Origin of the sequence: Nocardiopsis sp. FR4 (genome assembly GCF_009830945.1) — a bacterium.
GTDB lineage: Bacteria > Actinomycetota > Actinomycetes > Streptosporangiales > Streptosporangiaceae > Nocardiopsis.
The window spans coordinates 64,358-86,224 of the sequence record NZ_VWVV01000016.1; the positions used below are offsets into that span (position 1 = coordinate 64,358).

Genomic DNA, 21,867 nt, shown 5'->3' on the forward strand with positions numbered 1-21,867 from the left:
CCGTCGGTGGCACACCCCCCGGAGGAGAATTGCGAGCGAACCGAAGGAGACCGGCGCGCACCGCGTGCGCGCTGCTCGCCGGACTGCTGTGCGCCGTGACCGCGGCCGCCCCCGCGTCGGCCGCGACCGACTACAGCATCGACATCGACCCTTCCGCTACCGGTCCTGAGATCAGCGACCAGATGTACGGCATATTCATGGAGGACATCAACCACGCGGCCGACGGCGGCCTGTACGCCGAACTGGTGCAGAACCGGTCCTTCGAATACAGCACCGCGGACAACGAGAACTACACCCCCATGACCGCATGGGAGGAGATCTCCACCGGAAACGCCAACGTCCAGGCGAGGGTGGTGAACGACGACGGGCGGCTCAACGAGCGCAACCGCAACTACCTCCGGTTGGTCCTGCCCGCCGACGGCGGCGAATACGGTGTCGTCAACAGCGGGTATTCCACCGGAATTCCCGTCGCCGAGGGGGAGGAGTACGACTTCTCGGTGTGGGCGAAGTCCCCGGGCCGCGCCGCAGCGCTGACCGTGCGGCTGCACGACGCCCAGGGAGAGCCGCTGGCCGAGTCGCTGACCCTGGACGTGCAGGGCGGCTGGGCGCGGTACACCGGCACGCTGACCGCCACCGGCTCCAGCACCACCGGCCGGCTGACGGTCACCGGGAGCGGCGGCGGCGTGCTGGGCCTGGACATGGTATCGCTGTTCCCGCGCGAGACCTTCAAGGGCCGCGAGAACGGCCTGCGCGCCGACATCGCCGAGCGGATCGCCGCGCTCGAACCGGGCTTCGTCCGCTTCCCCGGCGGCTGCCTGGTCAACACCGGCAGCCACGAGGCCTACGAGGGCCCCGACTGGCCGCGGGAACGCTCCTACCAGTGGAAGGACACCATCGGCCCGGTCGAGGAGCGCGCGACCAACCACAACTTCTGGGGCTACAACCAGTCCTACGGGCTGGGCTACTACGAGTACTTCCAGTTCGCCGAGGACCTCGGCGCCATGCCGCTGCCGGTGGTGCCCGCCCTGGTCACCGGCTGCGGCGAGAACCAGGCCACCGACGACCCCGAGCTGCTGCGGCGCCACGTCCAGGACACCCTGGACCTAATCGAGTTCGCCAACGGCCCGGCCAACTCCGAGTGGGGAAGCGTGCGTGCCGAGATGGGCCACCCCGAGCCGTTCGGCCTGACCCACGTCCAGGTCGGCAACGAGGAGAACCTGCCCGACGCGTTCTTCGAGCGTTTCCTGCGGTTCCGCGACGCCATCGAGGCCGAGTACCCCGACATCACCGTCGTCTCCAACTCCGGCCCGGCCTCCGGCGGCGGCGTCTTCGAGCGCGCCTGGGAGCTCAACCGCGAGCACGGCGTCGCCATGGTCGACGAGCACTACTACAACTCGCCCGAGTGGTTCCTGTCCAACAACGAGCGCTACGACTCCTACGACCGACAGGGCCCCGACGTCTACCTGGGCGAGTTCGCCTCGCAGGGCAACCAGTTCTCCAACGCCCTGGCCGAGGCCGCCTACATGACCGGGCTGGAGCGCAACGCCGACGTGGTCAAGATGGCCTCCTACGCCCCTCTGCTGGCCGCGGACTGGTCCACCCAGTGGACCCCCGACATGATCTGGTTCGACAACACCACCAGCTGGGGCTCGGCCAACTACGAGGTGCAGCGGCTGTTCTCCACCAACACCGGGGACCACGTGGTGCCCAGCGCCGCCTCCGGCACCCCCGGCGTCGACGGGCCGATTACCGGCGCGGTGGGGCTGTCCACCTGGAACACCAGCGCCGAGTACGACGACGTCCGCGTGACCTCCGCCGACGGAGAGACGCTGTTCGCCGACGACTTCTCCTCCGACGCCGACCGGTGGACCCACGTCACCGACGCCGGGAACTGGGTCGTGGAGAACGGCGCCTACGTGCAGACCGAGGTCTCCGGTGAGAACACGATGGTCACCGCCGGGGACCCCGGGTGGACCGACTACGACCTGGAGGTGACCGCCACCAAGCGCGAGGGCGCCGAGGGCTTCCTCGTCGGGTTCGGCGTCCAGGGCACCGGCGACTACTACTGGTGGAACCTGGGCGGGTGGAACAACACCCAGTCCGCGGTGGAGCGCGCCTCCGGCGGAGCCAAGAGCTCCATCATCTCCGACGGCACCACCGTGGAGACCGGCCGCGCCTACGACATCCGGGTCGAGGTGCGCGACCGCGACGTGACCCTCTACCTCGACGGCGAGGAATGGGGTAGCTTCACCGCGCCCGAGCCCGAGCCGTTCCGCCAGGTGGTCACCCGCGACGAGCGGACCGGTGAGCTCATCGTCAAGGTCGTCAACGCCCAGGCCGAGGCGGCCCGCACGTCGATCGACCTGGGCTCCGCGCGGGTGGAGCCCACCGCCGAGCTGACCGTCCTCCAGGCCGCCCCGGACGCCGTGAACACGGCGACCGACCGGCCCGTCAGCCCGCGGACCTCCACCGTCGACGGTGTCGACACCGTGTTCACCCACACCTTCCCCGCGCACTCGATCACCTTCATGCGCCTCACACCGCGGCAGTAGTCCGCACCCGCGCGCCGGGCACCGTGAGTCGGTGCCCGGCGCGCCAGCACCTCCCGCGACTGGTCGAAGACGCACTGGTGTCTGCCGGATCCGCGGTCTACCGCCGTCCTCGGAAGGCCGGTCCAGATGGACGGGGAGCCAGTGGAGGCAGAGGCTGGGGCCTCGGCGGCCCAGCGCGGTGCCCCGAACGCTTCGGTCATCGGATCCCGTTGCCGGGGTGCTCGGCGTCGTAGGCGCGGCGGGCCCGGGCGATGGTGTCCCGGTGCTTCAGTGACCAGTCCGCGAGCGCCCTGACCAGGTGGGTCAGGCTCACCCCGGTCTCGGTGAGCCGGTAGTCGACCTGGGCCGGAACCGTCGGGTAGACGGTGCGGAGCACCAGGCCGTCCCGCTCCAACCGCCGGACCGTCAGGGTGAGCATCCGCTGGGAGATCCCGTCGATCGCGCGCTGGAGCTGGCGGAAGCGGCGCGGCCCCCGGGCGAGTTCGACGATGACGAGGACCGACCACTTGTCCCCGACCCGGTCGAGGACGTCGCGGATCCCGCAGTCCGGGTGGTCCGACTCCCCGCACGGGTCCAGGTCGGCCGCGCCGGTGGTTACACCGGTGTGCGTCGGTGACATGGATCTGCCTCCTTGTGGGCGGTCTGCGTCCGGTCCAGGATCTCAGAGGCAGTTACCGAAGAGAACCACGAAGGGGTCGAGGCGCATGATCATGGTGACCGGGGCGAACGGGCAGCTGGCGTCGCTCATGTTGGATGAACTGAGAACGCGGGGGGTGACGGTCGTCGGAGGCAGCCGCGCCGCTGGGGACGGTCTGCGCCGTCTCGACTTCGACGACCCCGCCAGCCTGGACCTCACGGGTGTCTCCACCCTGGTCCTGGTCTCGGCCGGATACGCCGAGGATGACCGGGTCATCGCCCGGCACGGCGCCGCCGTCGACGCCGCGGTCCGTGACGGGGTGACCCACATCGTCTACACCAGCCTGACCGGCGCGGGGGACCACCTCGGGTTCGCGCTCGCACACCGGGCCACCGAGCGGTTGGTGAGGGCCAGCGGGCTTGGGTGGACCATCCTGCGCAACGGCCTGTACGCCGAGCTGTTCGGCGCGCTGCTCGCCTGGACCCCCGACGGCCTGGAGTCCGCGTTCGGTACCGGTGCCCTGTCCGCTGTCGCTCGTGCGGACCTCGCCGCCGCTGCGGCGGCCGTCGCGGCCGATCCCGCCCCGCACGCCGCAAGGACCTACGACTTGGTCGGCGACCCGATCAGCGCTGACGACGTCGCCGGGCGGCTCGGTGTCACCCACCGCACGATCAGTCTCGGAGAGTACCGTGCCCGCCTTCTCGCGGATGGCGCCCTGCTGCCGTTCCAGCCGCCGATGATGGTCTCGATCGCCACCGGCGTCCGCCACGGGTTCCTCGACGACACCGGCGACGACCTCGCCGGGCTGCTGGGCGGAGCGTTGACGGATCCGCTCGCGGTCGCCGCGAACACGGCTGCCTCGATGCGCGCCGCTCAGATCTGAGGTCCGGTGGTGTCTCGCGACGCGCCTGTGCCGGTCGGGGCCGCCGCTGAAGACAGTCACCCGCGGCCCCGGGCCGCCGCGGGAGACCCCTCGGATGGAACGGCCGCGCTCCCGCCGCTCCAGGCACCGGCGGGGAGAGGCCAAGCTCCGGTCGCCGAGGGAAGACCTCCTCTCGCGTGCCGGACCCCTTCCGTCGAGCAGACCTGCGCGGACGTGTGGGTGGGCACCTGGGTGGGTGACGGCCATGGCCCGTCTGCCCTCGCTCGACACGCCATATCCCGCTGCGGAAGTCCTGAACGGCTGACCGCGCGTGCCGGGACCGGCGCATGATAGACGGGGAGGACGGAGCACCGACAGGGGAGCGGACATGAGGGCATGGATCGTCCGGGCGGGGGCGAAGGGGCAATGGGAGCCCTGGGCGCTGGAGAACGGCTGCGTCGCGGTCAGCTTCACCGGAGTCCCCGACCTGTCCTCAGCCCAGGCCAGGGAAGACGTCTTCGAGCTTCTCCGCCGGTCCTTCCCCGAAGACGGCGAGAACCGCCTGCGCAACCTCGCCAACCAGTTGTGGGCGTTCAGGTCCGGCATCCACCAGGGTGATCTCGTCGTCCTCCCGCTCAAGACCAGATCGGTCATCGCCATCGGCCGGGTCAGCGGGGACTACGAGTACCGCTCGGCGAACGAGTCCGGATGCCGCCACGTGCGTCGGGTCGAGTGGCTGCGTGACGACATCCCCCGCTCCGCGATCCGCCAGGACCTGTTGTACTCCCTCGGTGCCTTCCTCACGGTCTGCCAGGTCAAACGCAACGACGGAGCCTGGAGGATCGAGCAGACCGCGCTGACGGGCAGCGACCCCGGGGCCCGCACGCCACAGGGAACTCCTGCGGGAGAGGAGCCCGCCGCAGACACTGACGAGGGTGAGACCAGTGACGTGACGGCCGTCGCCTTCGACATCGAACAGCAGGCCACGGACCGGGTCCGCACCCATCTGATCGAGACCTTCGCCGGTTACCGCATGCAGGAACTCGTCGCGGCGGTACTGGAGGCTGAGGGGTTCCACTGCACGACACCGCCGACAGGTGCTGACGGGGGTATCGACGTCCTGGCCGGAACCGGACCGCTGGGGCTGGGATCACCGCGGATCGTCGTCCAGGTCAAGAGCGAGGCCCAGCCTGTGGGCGCGCCCGTCGTGCAGCAACTGGTCGGCGCGGTCAGGCAGCACTAGGCCGACCACGGGCTCCTCGTCGCCTGGGGAGGCGTCACCAGGGAGGCTCGCCGGATGCTCCTCGGCCACCAGTACTTCACCGTGCGGATCTGGCAGGACACCGATCTCATGGAAGCGATCTTTCGCACCTACGAGCGCCTTCCCGAGGAGATCGTCAAGGACCTGCCCCTCAAACGGGTGTGGACTCTGGTGGAGGAGTCGGGGTGAGGTGCCCCCGGTGGTTCGGGCCGGATCGCGTAAGCCTGTGCGGCTGAGACCCGCGCCTGTGAGTGTTGTGGGAAAGGTGACAGGGGGCAACCGTCCTCAGATGTGCTGGAACACGCGTTCGCGGTGCCAGGCGAGTGCGTCCCGGCTGGGGTGGTCCGCCTTGCGCGGGGGGAGGGTGATGCTCCTGCCCTCCAAAGCGGTGTACTCCCCGGCCGCGGGGGAGGGGTGCCCATACAGGCGGGGACTCACCTGGACGGTCAGTTCGGGTGAGACCGCCAGGTAGCCCTGGTCGAAGAGGCGGTGCACGTCCGCGCGCAACAGCAGGCCGTTGTCAAGCCGGTGCAGTCCTCCCTCGGAGATCGGGTGGATGTGCGCGGCCTCCAGGGCCGGGGGCACGTCGACCCCCGTGACAGCGCACCTGCCCTGGTAGGCGTTCAGGAGGGCGAGCTTGAACGCCTCCTGTCCGAGGCGCTGGCGGACAGGGCGGTACCCGCCCCGGGTGGGGCCCTCGTGCCGCCAGGTGCTGGTGTCCCCCGGTTCCTCCCCGAGAGCGGCATCCGCACCCTCGGTCAGTACACGGTCGGCGATCGGGGCGAAGTAGTCCGCGAGGTCGGAGGTCTCGATGTCGTCGTACCCCTTGCCCTGGATGAGGTTCTTACTGAAGTCCGGCGGGGGTGCGAAGGTCGTGCCCTCGGGGAAGAAGACGGGGTCGCGCAGCATGATGCAGCCGATGAGCGGGTCCTCGCCCGCGCGGATGGGCGGCTTGTCATCCTTGCGGCGGTACACGTTGAGCGCGTCGCGCAGTTCGCCGAGGCTGCTCCTACCGTTGCCCTCGCTGAAGGCGGCCCACGCCTCTGAGAGTCGAACGTGCGCGAACCCGCTGAAGACGGCGCCGCCGACGATCCTGTTGTGGGGGTACCTGGTCTTGAACAGGAAGAGATCTCCCAGGCCGATGCGGCTGAAGTCCTTGTCCGACGAAGGGCGCCAGAAGTTGATCTCGGACAGGTGGGGGCGCTGGGCGAGGAATTCGGCCCAGACCTGGTCAGTTACTCCGACAAAAGCCTTCATATGCGGCATTATGCTGTTTTTACGGTGTGACTGCTTGCAGTGAGAGTTCCTTTCGCCCCTGGTAGCCAATGTGGCCGGAAGCGGCCACTTCCTCCCCGCTTCCGCGCTTGCTTCAGGATGATGGGGAGGAGCGAACGCCCTGTTCGCGCGCATCGTCGCTCGGGGTGTACCGGTGCGGAGGTGCGGTGGAAACGCTGTTTCCTGGAGTGGGTCCGATGGTCAAGTCGAGAAGGACCACATGGCGCAGCGGTAGCGGTTGGTGGACGGACGACCCCCGGCCGAGTGTCAGCGGGGATTGGTCGGCGGAACTCCACTCCGAGCGTGAGGACGCCCTGAGCCGACCTTCTGTTCCGGCAACGGCGAAACCGGCGCGCGGCGCGTCGAAGAAGTACCCGGTCCGCGTTACCACGATGTCGCGCGCTCAGAAGCTGCGCGTCGACGTGGCCAAGCTGGACAGAAGTCTCAGAGAGGCCGACAGGGCGTTGGCCAGGAAGCCGGAACTGGCGCGGCGTATCTGCGAACGGGCTCTGCAGATGCCGCAGAAGGCCCTCCGGAGCAGGACCGCGCGGGGCGGTACCTTCGAGGAAGCCTTGCGTGAGGTACTCAGGCAGACGCGGAAGAAGTCCGCCGGAAGTTCCCGAAAACAGGCCCGTCGCCGGAGGAGGGGCGTAGGGGGTACGCCACCGGGTTGACGCCCTGACCGGGGCTGGCGACTCGGCCCTGTGCCGAGCAGGCCGAGGGGTGTGGCGGCGCCCCAGGGAGTCCCTGGGGCCAAGGACGGGGAAGACCGGTTCAGGCGGGCGGGGAGCCCTCGGAGGGCCGCAGGGTCCTGGGCATCGGCGGAACGGGGCGGTCCCGGCGCGCGCAGCGGCCGACCGGGCGCGGTTCACGGCCCTCGGCGACGCAGCGCAGGGCCTCGCCCGAGGCCAGGCGCCCCGCCCTCTGGAAGCTCTCCGGGTTGGAGTCGACCTTGTACCACAGGGCGTCGCGCAACACCGCGCGGGCGGTGTATCGGGGCCGGCCGCCGCCCGCCTCCGACCAGGCCTCGCGTACCCCCTGGGCGAAGGCGCGGACGAACTCCTCCGGGAGGGGCTCTCCGGGATAACCGCAGGTCTCGGGCAGGTCGTCGGCGAGGGCGAAGTCCGTGCCCGGCGCTGGCTCGAAGTCGGCCCAGGCCACGGCGAAGGCGCAGGGACAGCACGTCTGCCGGATGTGGCGGACGTGGACACCGGTGACCGCTCTGGGGAGCACCGGTGCCCTGGGGACGGGGGAGTTCACGGGGTTTCCCGTCAGGTGTCGCAGCTCTGGCAGCGGCGGGTGGCGAGGCGCTCGGTGTTGCCGTGTGTGGCGCGGGCGGGGGAGTTCTCGCCCAGGCGGCGCCACAGCCGCGGGTCGGCGTCGGGGATCCAGCCCCACAGCGGCGCCTTGATCTCGGAGTCGGACTGGTGCGGGCAGCCCGGGCGGTGGGCCACGCCGCGCGGCGAGATGAGTAGGGTGCCCGTGGGGAAGTGCGCGTCGCCGGTGGCGGTACCGGTGCTCTGCCCTCGGGGGCTCTGGTCCTTGACGAGGTCGCAGGCGCAGCCGCCGTCGATGGGGAGTTCGCAGAAGTCGCAGCGTTCCATGGCCCCGATCATGCCCGGCCCCGGTGACGAACGGGCCGGGGTTTTCCGCGCCTGGCGCGTGTTCGGGCAGGTGGGGCGGCGGGTGGCCGGGAACGGCCACCCGCCGCGCCGGGTCGCGCTCCCGGAGGGCCTGTTCGGACATCTCGTGCGGGGCCGCGGACAGAACCCGGCCCAACGGTGCCAGGGCACGGTAAGACACCTCCGGGCCCCGGGAACCCTGGAACAGGTAGGGGCGGGAGTGGTCGCTGAGCAGGTCGGTTCAGGACGGCTCCCTCCCCGGGGCGGGACTCCCGGCTCCGGCCTTCGCGGCGGCCCGTTCGGCCCTGATCGGCTGGATGCCGAGGACCTCCGCCCACACCCGGCCCATCCGCTCGGCCGCGGCGGCGGTGCCGCCGGGCCGCCACAGCTCGGCGGGGTCCCCGGGCACGGCCGCGCACAGCATGCGCCGGATCTGGGAGGGATGCAGCCTGGCCCCGGTCCTGCGGTACTCCGCCCGTGCGGGCCCCCTCTCCGGTTCGGCCTTCGGCCAGCCGAACCGGTCGGAGAGCACGAACTCGGCGGTGCCCTTGGTGACCCGGGTGGCGGCGCGGAAGGCCTTCACCGCGTCGGGGCCGAACACCACGGGGTCCCGCTGGTCGAGCAGGCCGAGGAACTGGCGCATCCGCGCGGCCTCGTCCCGCTCCACGTGCAGCGGAGTTTCCTCCTCGGCCTTCGCCGGTACCGGAGCCGACGCCGCGCGGACGTAGGTGTAGCTCCGGTACCGCACGTACCGGCCCGACCAGTGCCGGACCCTGCTGTCCGGTGCGCGGCTCGGGCTTCCGGGCGGGTCGGTGACGACCGCTTGGCCGGCGGCCAGCAGGGGCGCGATCGCGGCACCGGGAGCCCGGCCGCGCACCCACGCCGTCCCCTGTTCCGCGAAGGGCTGTTCCGCCCAGAGGCGCAGCAGGGACACCAGGGCGTCGTGCGTGCTCGGGTCGGGACAGCCGGCGGCCAGCCTCCACAGGAGCACGTCGGTGCAGTCGAGCAGGTCGCTCCACCGCGCCGGGGGTTCGGGCGGGCTCAGCCTGCGGGTGCACTCGTCGATCCGGCCGCGCAGCCGCGCGCCGTCGGCCGCCAGCGCGGTGAGCGTGGACGTCTGGTCGCCGGAGGAGTACGCGAACGACAGTGCCCGCGGGTCGAACAGGCCGGACAGGGCCTTCTCCAGGGCCGCGTCGGTGGTCCCGGTCCCGGGCCTGAGCGGTGCGTCCGCGCGTACGAGTGCGGCGCGCCGCGACATCTCCTCACGCCGCAGTCGCAGGTCGGCGGCCCACAGCACCGCCCAGACCAGGCCGCCGGTGCCGTCGGCGAGCGCCTCGTCGGTGATCTGGGGCAGCAGGCGGGCCAGGGCCCCGCGCACGGCGGCCCGGCGGGTGGGTGAGTGCCGGACCGAGGTCGTGAGCAGGCCCGCCCCGCAGACGTGCCCCTCCGGCGCCGGAACGCTCAGAGCGGCGTCGATGAGTTGGCGGGCGGTGTCGGCGTCCACTCCGCGCAGGATCCGGGAGGCGGCCGGGTCCCGGGGAGTGAGGAAGTGCCAGAAGGCGGGCGGCGGCATCAGGGGCAGCTGGGCGTCGTCCGCGCGCTCGTCCGCCCCGACCCGGGGGTGGACGCCGACCTGCCAGACATCTGAGTCGTCGCCGGTGTCTCGGCACCGGACCACTGTCGCCGCGCGCGGGCGGACGCAGAGGGTCAATAATCCCTCCGCCGTGCCCTCGGGCATGCGCAGCACACCCCAGTGGGTGTGGTTGCCCAGGCTCCGGAACGCCGCTCGCCGACCGTCCGTGCCCTCCAGGAACTCCGGTGTCCAGTCCTCCGCGCCGGGGTCCGGCCGGAACACCCGGAAGCCCGCGAGCCCGTCCTTCGAGCCGAGGGGGGACTCCGGTGAGTCCTCCGGCAGGCGGACCAGGTGCGTCCGCGTGTACAGGCCGATCGGGTCGCCGTCGAGGAAACCGGGCAGGTCGTACCCGACGGTCCGCCCGGTGAGGGGGTCCAGTTCGGGAAGCCCGTCCCCCGTGGCCCCGGTGCTCGACCACACGCGCGTGCCGTCGGTCAGGTGGTCGTCCAGCCGCTCGGGGCCGCTGCGGTCTCCAGCGCGCAGGACGCGTTCGAAGTCGTAGCGGCCCCCGTCCGGGGAGGCCAGGACCAGACCCAGCCTGGTGGAGTCGCCGCCGTAGTCGAACAGGGCCGGGGGGAGTACGCCTCGAACACGTCGTCGGGCGCCGAGCACCAGAACGCCCGCTGCGGCTGCCTGCTGCGGCTCCTTCCGCCGTAGGCCCAGGTGACCTGGAAGTCGCCGCCCACGAAGTGCACCGTGTGCCGTTCGGCCTCCTCAGGCAGGGTGAACGCGCACCACCCGCGGCGGCCCCGGTGGTCCACGGCCACCGCCGCGTCCCGGCCGTAGACGGTCAGCACCGGCCAGGTGGGGGTCACTCCCAGGACACCGCCGTCGCGGGCGCCGATCTCGGCCACGGCCTCCTCGAAGGCGGGCCAGACGTACTCGCCGGGAACTCCGAACCGCAGCGTGCGGGCCAGGGGTTCGACCAGGTCGAGACCGTCCAGGACGTCCTCGACCCCGTCCCACCCGCGCATCGCGTCGTGGGACAGGCGGGCGTCGAGTGCGTCCAGCGCCCTCTCCGCCTCCTGCAGTGGGGCGCCGCGCACCACTTCGACCTCGGCACTCACCTGTTCCAGGAACTCCCGGTGGAGCTTGGGTACGGCTTCCTCCCGGCGCGGAACCGGGCGTACGGGACGGGTGACGCCCTCGGGCAGCTCCACCCGGACGCCGTGGGACTCGCAGGCCAGTACCAGGTCCGAGTCCAGGCGGCCGTGGCGGTAGCGGCCCTCGTAGAGGCGGACGGCGGCGCCCTCCGCGCGGATCCGCGGTGCCAGACGCGGCAGCAGGGCGTACAGCTCACCGGGCATCCGCTGCTTGGTGACCCCCTCGCCCACCCAGCGGTGGTTGTACATGAAGAAGTAGTGCGACAGCCAGGCGCCGTAGCCCTTCTCGGGGCGCAGCCGTCCCTCGGCCATGTCCTCGGCGATACCGGTGGTCTCCAGCAGACGCAGCCACTCGGCGCCGTCGGTGATGGAGGCGGGGAAGAGGACGGCCAGGCCGGGCCGGTCCTCCTCGTGCGGTGGCGCCTGGGCGAAGAGCCGGTCCGCCGCGCGGACCAGGCCCACCGGCACGGCACGTCCCCCGGAGGCGGCCAAGACTCGGCCCAGGGCTCGGGCCGCCTCGGCGGTGGCCAGCCCCGCGGCGCGGGCCGAGGCGCGCAGCCGGGTGAGCAGGTCGGCCGGGGGAGGCGCTCCGCCGTCCGTCCATGCGTCCAGGAAGCGCAGGAACTCCGTGTGCGCCCGCGGGGCGGGCAGGAGCTCGGCGAGTGCGCGCTGGTGGAGGCCCAGCTCCTTACCGGGCAGTGCCCCGGCCCGGGCGAAGAGCAGGGCGTTCTCCACCGCGTGGTGGGTGTCGACCTCCAAGGCGTGCGCGGCCTCGGCCTCGCGGGCCCGGCGGTAGGCGGTTCCGGCGTGCTTCTTCTGGCCGCGGAGCATGCGGTGGCCAACCGTGTCCCAGTACCAGGGCAGGTAGGCCTCGGGCAGCCCGGAGGAGGTGAAGGTGGCCGCCAGGTCGGACAGGAGCCTGCCCCGGTCGCGGCGGCTGGCGAGCCGCGCGTCGACCGCGGTGAGGAGGTCGAGGATCTCGGGTTCGCGCCCGTGTCCCCGGACGCGCTCCCAGTCCAGCAGCAGGGTGGAGACGGTTGGGTCTGGGGGAGGGGAAAGCGGCATGCGGGGAGTATCCCAGTCCTCACCGACGGTCCGTGGCGGTGCCTCGGCTGACGCGTCGCCACGGCTCAGCCGGAGCTCAGGAGGCGGCGGGGCGCAGGGTGAAGACCTTGTGCAGGCCGACCATGGTCATGATGCGCATGGTGTTGGCGGGGACGGAGTCCAGGACGATGTCGGCCCCGGCGGCCAGGACGTGCTGGCGGGCGGCGAGGAGGGCGCTGATACCGCTGGAGTCGCAGAAGTCCAGTCCGGCCAGGTCGATGACCAGGCACTGGCCCGGGTCCAGGGACAGGAGCCTGACCTCCTGGCGCAAAGACGCGGAGTGGTTGTAGTCCAGCGAACCGGTCACGTCGAGGACGGGGCCGGCCGTGGTGTCTCGGCAGGTGACGTTCAGAGTGTTCATCAGGGACTGCTCATCGTGAGGTGTCGGTTGTCGGACGAGGCGGCGGGACGCCGAGCGCGAGGAGGGCGGTGTCGTCCTCGAGGCCGTCGCCGAAGCTCTTCAGCAGTCCGGTCAGGGCGCTGACGATGCCGTGGGGGGTGGAGGGGCGTGCTCCGAGGCGAAGGAGAGCAGGCCCTCCTCGCCGTACATCGTTTCGGCCCCGGATCCGGTGCGGGCCTCGGTCAGGCCGTCAGTGTAGAGCAGGAGGGTGTCGCCGGGGGCGAGGGTGGTCTCGACGGTGGCGAAGTGGGCTGAGGGCAGCACGCCTACGAGCATCCCGCCGGGCGTGAACAGCTGCTCGCACGTTCCGTCTGCGCGCAGCACCAGGGCCGGGGGGTGGCCGCCGAAGGCGAGGCGGACGCGGACACCGCCGCCTCCGGGTTCGAGTATGCCGAAGAGGGCGGTGCAGTACCGCGGGTCCCCGTTGTCGGCGTAGCGCTCCAGGAGGACGGTGTTCAGCGTGGCCAGGGGGGTGGCGGGGTCGGGGGAGTGCAGGCCGGCGGCGCGCAGGGCGTAACGGGCCTGGGAGGTCAGGGTCGCGGCCTCGGGGCCCTTGCCGCTCACGTCGCCGAGGAAGAACGCCCAGCGCGTGTCGTCGAGGGAGAAGAGGTCGTAGAAGTCGCCGCCCAACCGGAAGGGGGAGGCCGTGTGGTAGTAGGCGGCCGCCTCCATCCCCGGCACCTCGGGAAGGGTGTCGGGCAGCAGGGCCCTCTGCAGGGTGGTGAGCACCTCCCTCAGGCGGGCACGTTCGGCCTCGGCCTGCTGGCGTGCCTGCTCCGCCTCGGTCCGGGCCCGCTCGGCCTCCCTGCGGCGGCGCAGCAGTTCCTCCTCGTAGGAGCGGCGGTCGGTGGCGTCGAAGACGGTGGTGCGTATCAGCAGCGGCTCGCCCCCGTCGCCGTGCTTGATGACGGAGGAGACCAGCACTGGGAGGCGGTTGCCGTCGAACGCCCTCATTTCCAGGGCGATGCCTCTGAGCTCGCCCTGCATGCGCAGCAGGGGCGCGAAGTGCGTCTCGTGGTAGATCCTGCCGCCCATGGTGAGCAGGTCGCTGAAGCGCATACGGCCCACCACGTCGTCGCGCTCCAAGCCGAGCCAGCTCAGCAGTGTGGCGTTGACCTTGGCGATCGTGCCGTCCATGAGCGTCGACAGGTACCCGCAGGGCGCGGACTCGTAGAGCTCCTCGGCGCTGTTCTCCAGCAGCGCGGTGAAGGTCGCCTTGGTGTCGGGCCCGTTGCCCGCCGCTCTGAACGGCTCTGACTCCCCGCTCATCCGTCCCGTCCCAGAGTCTCGAGGAAGTCCAGCAGCGCCGCCGCGGTGGCCTGCGGCGCACTCAGCTGGGGGCAGTGGCCGGTGGCCTCCAGAGTGACCAGCCGGGAGGAGGGGACGGCGGCGTGGACGAAGGCGCCGACCTCGCGCGGGGCGATGACGTCCTGCTCGCACTCGAGGATCAGCGTCGGGACCCGCACGTCCCGCAGGTCGGCGCGGTTGTCGGACAGGAAGGTGGCCCGGGCGAAGACCCGGGCGATGTCGGGGTCGGTGGCGCAGAAACTGTTGGTCAGCTCTTGCCCGAGTTCTGGCCGTTCGGGGTTGCCCATGATCACCGGTGCCATGGTCGCCGACCAGCCCAGGTAGTTCGACTCCAGCGAGGCCAGCAGTTCGTCGATGTCTCCCGGGGTGAAGCCGCCGCGGTAGCCCTCGTCGTCGATGTAGCAGGGCGAGGGGGTCACCATCGCCAGCGCCCCGATCCGCTCCGGCGCCGCCCGCAGGGCCAGAACGCCCACCATGGCGCTGACCGAGTGCCCCACGAAAACCGCTTCCTCCAGATCCAGTTCGCGGCAGACCTCCATGACGTCCTGGGCGTAGCCGTCCAGGGAGGAGTACCTCTCCTCACTCCAGGCGGAGGCGTCCGACCCCCCGGAGCCGACGTAGTCGAACAGCACCACCCGGTACCGATCGGCCAGCGCGGGAACGACCAGGCGCCACATGTTCTGGTCGCAGCCGAACCCGTGGGCCAGGACGACCGCGGGCCCGTCGGCGTTGCCGGTGACCGTGACGTTGTTTCGACGCAGAACGTCCATGGTGAGTAACCCTTCCCCGTCGTGGACAACTCGAAAAGGGTATCTGACCCAATAGGCGACTTCCGTATCAAAGCAGTGTGTTCGTCGTCCCCCCAGGAGGAGCGGGTCCGAGGCCGTCCGCCGCTCCGGTCCCCGCGGGCGGGCGCGGCGCCGCTCAGCCCCCAGGGCGCTCATTCCGCGTCTTCGACGTGGGGCCGGCCCCCTCCTCCGGGGCGGCCCCGTCATCCGCGGGCGCCGCGGCCTTCTCCCCGTCCTCGGCGGCGGAGAGCAGGGGGTGCTCGGCGACCTCGTACCGCCGGATGTAGATCCCCAGGAACGCCTGCAGGCTCGCACCGACCGGCAGCGCCAGGAGCGCGCCGGGCGCGCCCAGGATGGCCACTCCCGCCAGGACCGAGCCGAACGCCACCGCCGGGTGCATGTCCAGGGTCTTGGCCGTGATGCGCGGCTGGAGCAGGTAGTTCTCGAACTGCTGGTAGACGGTGACGAACACCAGCACCCACACCGCCGCCCACGGGCCCTGCGACAGGGCCACGAGCACGGGGACCGCGCCGCCGATGTAGGTGCCCACGGTGGGGATGAACTGCGACAGCACGCCGATCCACAGCGCCAGGGCGAAGGCGAAGGGGATGTCCAGCAGGACCAGCACCACGTAGTGAGCGCCCGCGCAGACCAGGGCCAGCAGCGCCCGTGAGTAGAGGTAGCCGCCCGTCTTGGCGACCGCGATCTCCCAGGCACGCAGTACCTCGCGCTGGGTGCGCGGCGGAAGCACCGAGCAGATCACCCGGCGGAAGCGCGGCCCGTCGGCGCACAGGTAGAAGGTGAAGAGCGCGATCGTCAGCGTGTTGAAGAGCAGCGCCAGGAGGGTCGTCCCGGCGCCCCAGACGTTGTTGGCGATGCCGGAGGCGTACTGCTCGACGAGGCCGCTGGCGCTGGAGACCTCGTTGAGCAGGGTGGTGGGGGAGTAGGAGGTGCCGAACGTGGTGTTGACCCAGTTCAGCGCGGCGCGGACCATCGCGGGCACCTCGGAGGTGAAGGCCAGGACCTGACCGATCAGCATGGACCCGAGCAGGCTGAGGAAGGCCACGGTCAGCACCAGGACCAGGAGCATCACCGTTCCGGTCGCCAGTCCGCGCGGCCACCGGCGCCGGTGCAGCCAGTTGACCGCGGGCTCCAGCGCCAGCGCCAGGAACAGGGAGATCAGCAGGAGTATGAGGAGGTTCTGCAGCCGTACGAACAGCCACAGGGCCAGGAGGAACGCCGTGACGAGCCACAGGGCCAGCATCATGGCGCGGGGGAGCCAGGACGGCATGCCGCCGCCGCGGTCGGGGCGCGGGGCTCTGGGCGGTGTGCTGCTCGTGCGCAAGCCGGTTCTTCCTCACTGTCTGCGGTGCGGGATCGTGCTTCCCGGGCACGGAACCGTCGTCGTGGCGTGCCGGGGGTTGTCCCCACCCCACCGGACGATAGCGCCCACCGGGGCCGGGAGGGGAACGCGTTCCGGGTGGTCGCGGGGTCGGGGCACCCGGCGGAGGCGGCCCGCCCCTGCCCGGCGCCCGTGGAGCCGGACGCCGGCCTCCGCCGTGGGGGCGGTGTGTACCGGTGCCCAGCCCCGGGGGCGAAAATACATCCCATGTCCCTACCACGGGACTAATTGAAGTGTCGGGATTCTCGGCAACGGGATGGTAACGAATCGGCCAAGTGGGCAGGTCGGATCGGGGGAGGCCGGGGTCGCGACCGCGGCCCGCGCCGGGGGCCGCCAAGCCCCGCGCCGTAGGGGATGGGTGTCTGCCGAGGGGTTCGGGTCAACGCTGATTACCGGGTGTGCTGGGGCTGCTGGTGCCAGCGAGGTAAAAGTAAAGCCTCGTGACCTCTGTGTTCCAGGTAACGCACATGGGCTTAGGATCCCGGAAGTGAAGTTCTGCTAAAGCGTGTCTGTAGGGCACCTAAACGTCCTCGTGCGTACGGGGAGGCGGACTTCGCCCACCACTTTCCGTTCGACGGACCGGAACCGAGCGCCCACAAGGCGGTCGGCAGGATCCCGTACGGCCCGACCACCGGGCGCGCGGAACCGCTCTGCCCGTCGCCTCCGGCCGAAAGGTGCGCTACATGATCAGCGCTGACGCCGTCCCCCAGGAGGGGGGAGTCGGCACGACCATCGAGAACGCGGTCGACGTCGTCTTCAACCCCATCGCCACCGCGCTCACCAACGTGGTCTTCGCCAAGGTCAACCTCTTCGGGGCCGAGTTCCCCTGGATCGTCGCCTGGCTCGTCGGAGCCGGTGTCATCCTCACCCTCTACTTCGGCTTCCTCCAGTTCCGCCAGCCGCTCACCGCGCTCCGGATCGCCCGCGGGGGCCTCGGCGACGACGCCCCCGGTGAGGTCACCCACTTCCAGGCGCTCACCGCCGCCGTCTCGGGCACCGTGGGCCTGGGCAACATCGCCGGTGTGGCCATCGCCATCACCATCGGCGGCCCCGGCGCGACCTTCTGGATGGTCCTGGCCGGCCTGCTGATGATGGCCGTCAAGTTCACCGAGTGCACCCTGGGCGTGAAGTACCGCGAGATCGGCCCGGACGGCAAGGTCAGCGGCGGCCCGATGAAGTACCTGGCCAAGGGCCTGGCCGAACGCGGCCTCGCGCCGCTCGGCAAGGTCCTGGCCTGGATGACCGCCCTCTTCATCGTCATCTTCGCCATCGCCGGCGGCAACATGTTCCAGGCCAACCAGACCCTGGAGCAGATCCGCGCGGTCACCGGCGGCGCGGACGGCCTCCTCGGCGGGGGCGCCGGCGGTTTCGTGTTCGGTGTGGGCCTGGCCCTGCTCGTGGGCTTCGTGGTCATCGGCGGCATCAGCAGCATCACCAAGGTCACCAGCAAGCTCGTTCCGGCCATGACGGTCATCTACGTGCTCGCCTGCGTCACCGTGATCACGGTCAACATCCCCCTGCTGCCCGACGCGGTCGGCCAGATCATCAACGGCGCCTTCGCCCCGACCGGCGTCGCGGGCGGTGCCATCGGCGCGATGGTCATCGGCTTCCAGCGCGCGGCCTTCTCCAACGAGGCCGGTCTGGGCTCCTCCCCGATCGCCCTGGCCACCGTCAAGACCCGCTACCCGGCCAGCGCAGGCCTGGTCGCCATGCTCGCCCCCTTCCTGGACACCGTGGTCATCTGCACCATGACCGCGCTGACCATCGTCATCGCCTCCCCGCAGTCCTGGGTCGCCGCCCGCGAGGCCGCGGCCGCGGGTGAGGCCCTGCCCGGCGGCGTGAGCCTGACCTCGGACGCCTTCGGCAGCGTTCTGCCGTGGTTCCCCTACGTCCTGACCGTGGCGGTCGTGCTGTTCGCGCTGAGCACCGTCATCACCTGGAGCTACTACGGCCTCAAGGGCTGGACGCACATCTTCGGCAACAGCACCCGCAGCCAGCGCGTCTACCTGGTCACCTACTGCGTGTTCCTGGTCATCGGCTCGGTCCTGACCCTGGGCGCCGTCCTGGACATGGCCGACGCCCTGGTGTTCGCCGCGGCCCTGTTCAACATCATCGGCCTCTACCTGCTGGCCCCGGTCGCCAAGAAGGAGCTGGTGCGGCTGCTCGCCCACCTGCGCGGCGACAAGGAGCCCGAGGAGCCCGCCGAGGAGGAGCTCGTCAAGTAGCGCCTCCGCTCTCCGGCCGCCCGGACCGCGTCCGGGCGGCCGGCGGCGTCTCCGGGGAACCGGTGCTGGTCAAGGGACCAAAGACCGGTGTGCGCGGGCCGGCCCGCGTCCTAGGTTGGGACCGCCCCCTGACCCTGGAGCCCGATGAGCACCCCACCCCCCGTCGACACCGCGGTGGCGCACTCCGCGCGCGTGTGGAACTACTGGCTCGGCGGACGCGACCACCACCCGGTCGACCGGGAGACCGGAGACCGGATCGCCGAGGTCCTGCCCGAGATCGTGGACATCGTCCTGGCCACCCGCTCCTTCCGCGACCGGGTGGTCTCCCACCTGGTCGAGCGGGAGGGCGTCACCCAGTTCCTGGACATCGGAACCGGCCTGCCCACCGCCCACAACACCCACGAGGCCGCCCAGGCAGCCGAGCCCGCGGCCCGGGTCCTCTACGTGGACCACGACCCCCTGGTCAAGGTCCGGGCGCGCGCCCTGCTCACCGGGACCCCCGAGGGCGCCACCGGCTACCTGCACGCCGACCTGCGCGACCCCGCGGCGATCCTGGCCGGGGCCGCCCGGACGCTGGACCCGACCCGCCCGGTGGCGGTGGTCCTGTTGGGGGTCCTGCCCTTCGTGGGGGACGACGGTGAGGCCGCCCGGATCCTGGACCACCTGATGGGCGCCCTGGCCCCGGGCAGTTTCCTGGCCCTGACGCACAGCACGTGCGAGGCCACGGGCCCTCGGGCCGTCGAGGCGGTGCGCCGGTGGAACGAGGCCGGGGACGAGCCCTACCGCCTGCGCACGCCCGAGGAGGTCCGCGGCCTGTTCGCGGGCCTGGACCTGGTGGAGCCCGGGGTGGTGCCCTGCCCCCTGTGGCGGCCCGTGCCCGCCCAGGCCGCCTGGGCCCGGCCCATGGACGAGTACGGCGGCCTGGCCCGCAGGCCCTGAGAGGTCAGCGGGCGGGCGCCCGTCCGACGTCGAACACCGTGTCGCAGGCGTCGCGCACGCTGTCGTTGTGGGTGGCGATGACCACGGCGCACCCCCGGCGGGCCATCTCCCGGAGGGTGTCGACGACCATGCGCCCGTTGTCCTCGTCCAGGGCGCCGGTGGGTTCGTCGGCCAGGACCAGGGAGGGCTGCTTGACCATCAGGCGGGCCAGGGCCACGCGTTGTTGTTCGCCTCCGGACAGGTGGTGCACCTTCTCCTTCTCGCGTCCGGCCAGGCCGACCCGTTCGAGGGCGTGGGCGTGGGGGCCGCGTCGGCGGGCCACGTCCAGGTTGGCTTTGACGGTGGCGTTCTCGATGAGGGCGTAGTTCTGGAACAGGTAGCCGAGGTGGTCGCGGCGGAAGCGCCGCTGTCCGCCGGGGCCCAGCCGGGTCAGGTCGGTGCCCTGGTGCAGGAGGCGCCCGCCGGTGGGTCTCTCCAGCAGGCCCAGGCAGTTGAGCAGGGTGGTCTTGCCCGAGCCGGAGGGGCCCACGAGGGCGAGCATCCGCCCGGCGGGGACGGTGAGGTCCAGGTCCTGCCACAGGGTGCGCCTGCCGAAGGACTTGGTGAGGCTCTCGACGGTGATCATGGTGCTCTCCGGGTCAGGCCTGCGAGGAGCCCTCGCGGACGATACGGCGGTGGAAGACGGTGAGCGCGGCCAGGGTCAGGGCCAGCGACGCGGCGGCGACGGCCAGCGCGTACAGGGGTTCCAGGCCGCTGGTGGGGACGGGTTCGGGCGGCAGGGGCCGGGCGGGGTCCCGGGCGGCGGCCAGGGCGGTGAGGGCCTCCCACGCGGCCCAGCCCACGAAGGCCGCCGCGACGGCCGCCTCGACGGCCAGAAGGCGCCGGTGGGTGGCGGCGAAGCCCCACCCGCTGATGTACCGGGCGAAGACGGTCTGCGCCCGGGTGCGGACGTGGATGACGCAGGCCGCCACGGCGGTCAGCAGCAGGAGCGCGGCCCCGGCCAGGAGGTTGAACGCCTCGACGCGCAGCAGGGTGAGCTGGGCGGCGTAGGCGCTGGCCGCCTTGGCGGAGACGGGCTGGACCCCGTTGACGTACTCGGCCATCCGCGGGTCGGCGCGTGCCCGTTGCACCGTTCCGGGGTCGGGGAACAGCAGCGCCTCGTGGGTCATGGTGTTGACGTAGCCGTTCTCGGAGAGCACGGTGCCGTTGGGCAGGGCGATGACCACGGCGTCGCGCAGGAAGGGGAGTTCGCCCAACCCGGAGGGCGGGTTCGACCCGTAGGTGAACACCGTCTGCCCGTCGGCGGCGGGCAGGATCTCGGCCTCCGTTCCGGGAGAGCGGTCCCCGGCGTAGGCCTCGGACCAGGACGGCAGGGCCTCGGCGATGGACTCGCGGTGGGCGCCGTGCGTCTGGGGGAGCAGGACGCGGATCCGGTCCCCGGCGGCGCGGTAGCGCTCCCCGGAGGGGGAGAGGACCGCCTGTTCCTCCAGGTAGGTGCCGTTGACCATGAGCACGTCGAAGTCGGGGCGCGGGGAGCCGGCCGGCACGAGGACCTCGGGGGCCTGCTGGTCGGCGATGATCACGTGTCCGTCCCGGTCGGCCTCGCGCAGCCAGGGGCCCAGGAGGGCGTCGGTGGCCTCGACGTCGTCGAACCCGGTGCTGCCGTTGAGGGTGATGTGCGAGGTCTGCCCCGTGTGTTCGAAGGCCTCCAGCGAGGCGTGCTGTTCGCGGGCGGTCCGCCCCAGGTGCACGACGGACCCCAGGACGGCGAGGACCAGGAGCAGCACGGGCACGCGCACCAGGTAGGCGCCCGCCTGGGCGGCGCGCGCGGGGACGCGGCCCTTCAGGGCCGGGAGGATCGCGGTGGTGTGCGCCAGGCCCAGGACGGCGGCGTGCGCGGCCAGGGCCACCGCCAGGAAGCCCCCCGCCAGGGTCAGGGCGGTCGTGGTGTAGAGGCCGATCTGGTTCCAGCCGTTGTGCAGGCCGAGCAGGACGAGCGTGAGCGCGGCCACCGCGGGCAGGGCCAGGGCCCACAGCCGCGCTACCTGGCCCAGGTCGCGCAGCAGGATGCGCGGGTAGGAGCGCCCCTGGAGGCGCTGGACCGCGTAGCCCCGGGAGCCGAGCAGGACCCCGGCGGCGATCGCGGTCACGCCCACCAGCAGGGCCAGGGCCCAGGCGTTGAACAGCGGTCCGCCGAGGAGGGAGTCCCACAGCCGCGCCCGGCTGCCGCCCACGTCGGCGCCCAGGCCGTGTTCGGCCAGGGCCGCGGTGAGCACCTGTTCGTTCTCGGGCGGCCCGAAGACGAGGTAGTAGCCGCGCGGGCTGCGGTCCGCGAGCTCGGCGACGGGGTGCACCCGCAGTTCCATGGTGCGGCCGAAGGAGGGGTAGCCCTCGGTGAGCCAGTCGGCGTGGCGGGAGCCGGGGTCGCCCACGGCCAGGTACAGGTGCCACAGCGACTCGGGGCGGGTGACGTCGGGGGCCGCGAAGCCGATGGCGATGTCGCGTTCCTCGGCGACGCGCTGGACGGTGCGGGCCACGTCCGCGCCGTCGGAGGCGCCCTCGTCCTCGACGATCCAGACCACGGCCGAGTGCTGTGCGGTGGGGATCGTCAGCTCCCACGTGGCGAGCAGCAGGGCGGCGAGAAGCGCGGCGAACAGGAGGAGCGCGGTGTGGGCGAAGGCGATGGTGCGGTGCGGCATGGCGTCCTGGCGTGGGGAGGGGGAGCGGGGCGGCCCGCCGCGCGGGGGCCGGCGGGC

The 21,867-nt window shown here is 71.8% G+C and carries 17 protein-coding genes; 6 read left to right on the forward strand and 11 right to left on the reverse strand.

The window, feature by feature from the left end:
• Positions 1 to 29: 29 nt before the first annotated feature.
• Positions 30 to 2,552: an alpha-L-arabinofuranosidase C-terminal domain-containing protein gene (locus FYW95_RS16475; protein WP_236572222.1), complete on the forward strand. Its 2,523-nt coding sequence runs from the start codon at positions 30 to 32 to the stop codon at positions 2,550 to 2,552.
• Positions 2,553 to 2,748: 196 nt separating this feature from the next.
• Here FYW95_RS16475 and FYW95_RS16480 read toward each other — a convergent pair whose 3' ends face one another.
• Positions 2,749 to 3,171, reverse strand: a complete 423-nt coding sequence (locus tag FYW95_RS16480; RefSeq protein ID WP_160050531.1) for a winged helix-turn-helix transcriptional regulator — start codon at positions 3,169 to 3,171, stop codon at positions 2,749 to 2,751.
• 85 nt (positions 3,172 to 3,256) lie between these two features.
• Between FYW95_RS16480 and FYW95_RS16485 the strand changes: the two genes are divergently transcribed.
• The 3 genes from FYW95_RS16485 (at position 3,257) to FYW95_RS16495 (ending at position 5,501) form a co-directional block, all read left to right on the forward strand.
• Positions 3,257 to 4,072: an NAD(P)H-binding protein gene (locus FYW95_RS16485; protein ID WP_160050532.1), complete on the forward strand. Its 816-nt coding sequence runs from the start codon at positions 3,257 to 3,259 to the stop codon at positions 4,070 to 4,072.
• Between the two features lie 367 nt (positions 4,073 to 4,439).
• Complete coding sequence (locus FYW95_RS16490) at positions 4,440 to 5,294, forward strand: restriction endonuclease (protein WP_160050533.1); 855 nt, start codon at positions 4,440 to 4,442, stop codon at positions 5,292 to 5,294.
• Positions 5,295 to 5,348: 54 nt separating this feature from the next.
• The gene (locus tag FYW95_RS16495) at positions 5,349 to 5,501 is read left to right on the forward strand and encodes a hypothetical protein (RefSeq protein ID WP_160050534.1); all 153 of its coding nucleotides are present in this window, start codon (positions 5,349 to 5,351) and stop codon (positions 5,499 to 5,501) included.
• A gap of 96 nt (positions 5,502 to 5,597) precedes the next feature.
• Here FYW95_RS16495 and FYW95_RS16500 read toward each other — a convergent pair whose 3' ends face one another.
• The 8 genes from FYW95_RS16500 to FYW95_RS16535 all read right to left on the reverse strand — a co-directional run bounded on the left by FYW95_RS16500 (position 5,598) and on the right by FYW95_RS16535 (position 15,836).
• Positions 5,598 to 6,569 carry an HNH endonuclease gene (locus tag FYW95_RS16500; protein WP_160050535.1) on the reverse strand — a complete coding sequence of 324 codons (972 nt, stop codon included), beginning with the start codon at positions 6,567 to 6,569 and terminating at the stop codon, positions 5,598 to 5,600.
• 792 nt (positions 6,570 to 7,361) lie between these two features.
• Positions 7,362 to 7,847, reverse strand: a complete 486-nt coding sequence (locus FYW95_RS16505) for a hypothetical protein (protein WP_160050536.1) — start codon at positions 7,845 to 7,847, stop codon at positions 7,362 to 7,364.
• A gap of 11 nt (positions 7,848 to 7,858) precedes the next feature.
• Positions 7,859 to 8,191 carry a hypothetical protein gene (locus FYW95_RS16510; RefSeq protein ID WP_160050537.1) on the reverse strand — a complete coding sequence of 111 codons (333 nt, stop codon included), beginning with the start codon at positions 8,189 to 8,191 and terminating at the stop codon, positions 7,859 to 7,861.
• Positions 8,192 to 8,450: 259 nt separating this feature from the next.
• Positions 8,451 to 10,454, reverse strand: coding sequence for a hypothetical protein (locus FYW95_RS16515; protein WP_160050538.1), 2,004 nt, complete (start codon positions 10,452 to 10,454; stop codon positions 8,451 to 8,453).
• A gap of 1,632 nt (positions 10,455 to 12,086) precedes the next feature.
• Complete coding sequence (locus FYW95_RS16520; protein ID WP_159944379.1) at positions 12,087 to 12,410, reverse strand: STAS domain-containing protein; 324 nt, start codon at positions 12,408 to 12,410, stop codon at positions 12,087 to 12,089.
• Between the two features lie 111 nt (positions 12,411 to 12,521).
• Positions 12,522 to 13,718 carry a PP2C family protein-serine/threonine phosphatase gene (locus tag FYW95_RS16525; RefSeq protein WP_236572224.1) on the reverse strand — a complete coding sequence of 399 codons (1,197 nt, stop codon included), beginning with the start codon at positions 13,716 to 13,718 and terminating at the stop codon, positions 12,522 to 12,524.
• The gene (locus tag FYW95_RS16530) at positions 13,715 to 14,527 is read right to left on the reverse strand and encodes an alpha/beta fold hydrolase (protein ID WP_160050539.1); all 813 of its coding nucleotides are present in this window, start codon (positions 14,525 to 14,527) and stop codon (positions 13,715 to 13,717) included. Before FYW95_RS16530 ends, FYW95_RS16525 begins: the two co-directional genes overlap by 4 nt.
• Before the next feature lie 154 nt (positions 14,528 to 14,681).
• Positions 14,682 to 15,836, reverse strand: a complete 1,155-nt coding sequence (locus tag FYW95_RS16535; RefSeq protein ID WP_159944411.1) for an AI-2E family transporter — start codon at positions 15,834 to 15,836, stop codon at positions 14,682 to 14,684.
• A 794-nt stretch (positions 15,837 to 16,630) separates the two neighbouring features.
• Here FYW95_RS16535 and FYW95_RS16540 point away from each other — a divergent pair.
• Both FYW95_RS16540 and FYW95_RS16545 read left to right on the forward strand, forming a co-directional pair.
• Complete coding sequence (locus tag FYW95_RS16540) at positions 16,631 to 18,172, forward strand: alanine/glycine:cation symporter family protein (protein WP_159944376.1); 1,542 nt, start codon at positions 16,631 to 16,633, stop codon at positions 18,170 to 18,172.
• A 144-nt stretch (positions 18,173 to 18,316) separates the two neighbouring features.
• The gene (locus FYW95_RS16545; protein WP_159944375.1) at positions 18,317 to 19,111 is read left to right on the forward strand and encodes an SAM-dependent methyltransferase; all 795 of its coding nucleotides are present in this window, start codon (positions 18,317 to 18,319) and stop codon (positions 19,109 to 19,111) included.
• A gap of 4 nt (positions 19,112 to 19,115) precedes the next feature.
• On the opposite strand, the gene FYW95_RS16550 is transcribed toward FYW95_RS16545, so the two are convergent.
• Complete coding sequence (locus tag FYW95_RS16550; RefSeq protein WP_159944374.1) at positions 19,116 to 19,736, reverse strand: ABC transporter ATP-binding protein; 621 nt, start codon at positions 19,734 to 19,736, stop codon at positions 19,116 to 19,118.
• A gap of 13 nt (positions 19,737 to 19,749) precedes the next feature.
• Entirely contained in the window at positions 19,750 to 21,810 is a 2,061-nt protein-coding gene (locus tag FYW95_RS16555) for a hypothetical protein (protein WP_160050540.1), read from the reverse strand.
• Positions 21,811 to 21,867: the final 57 nt, after the last annotated feature.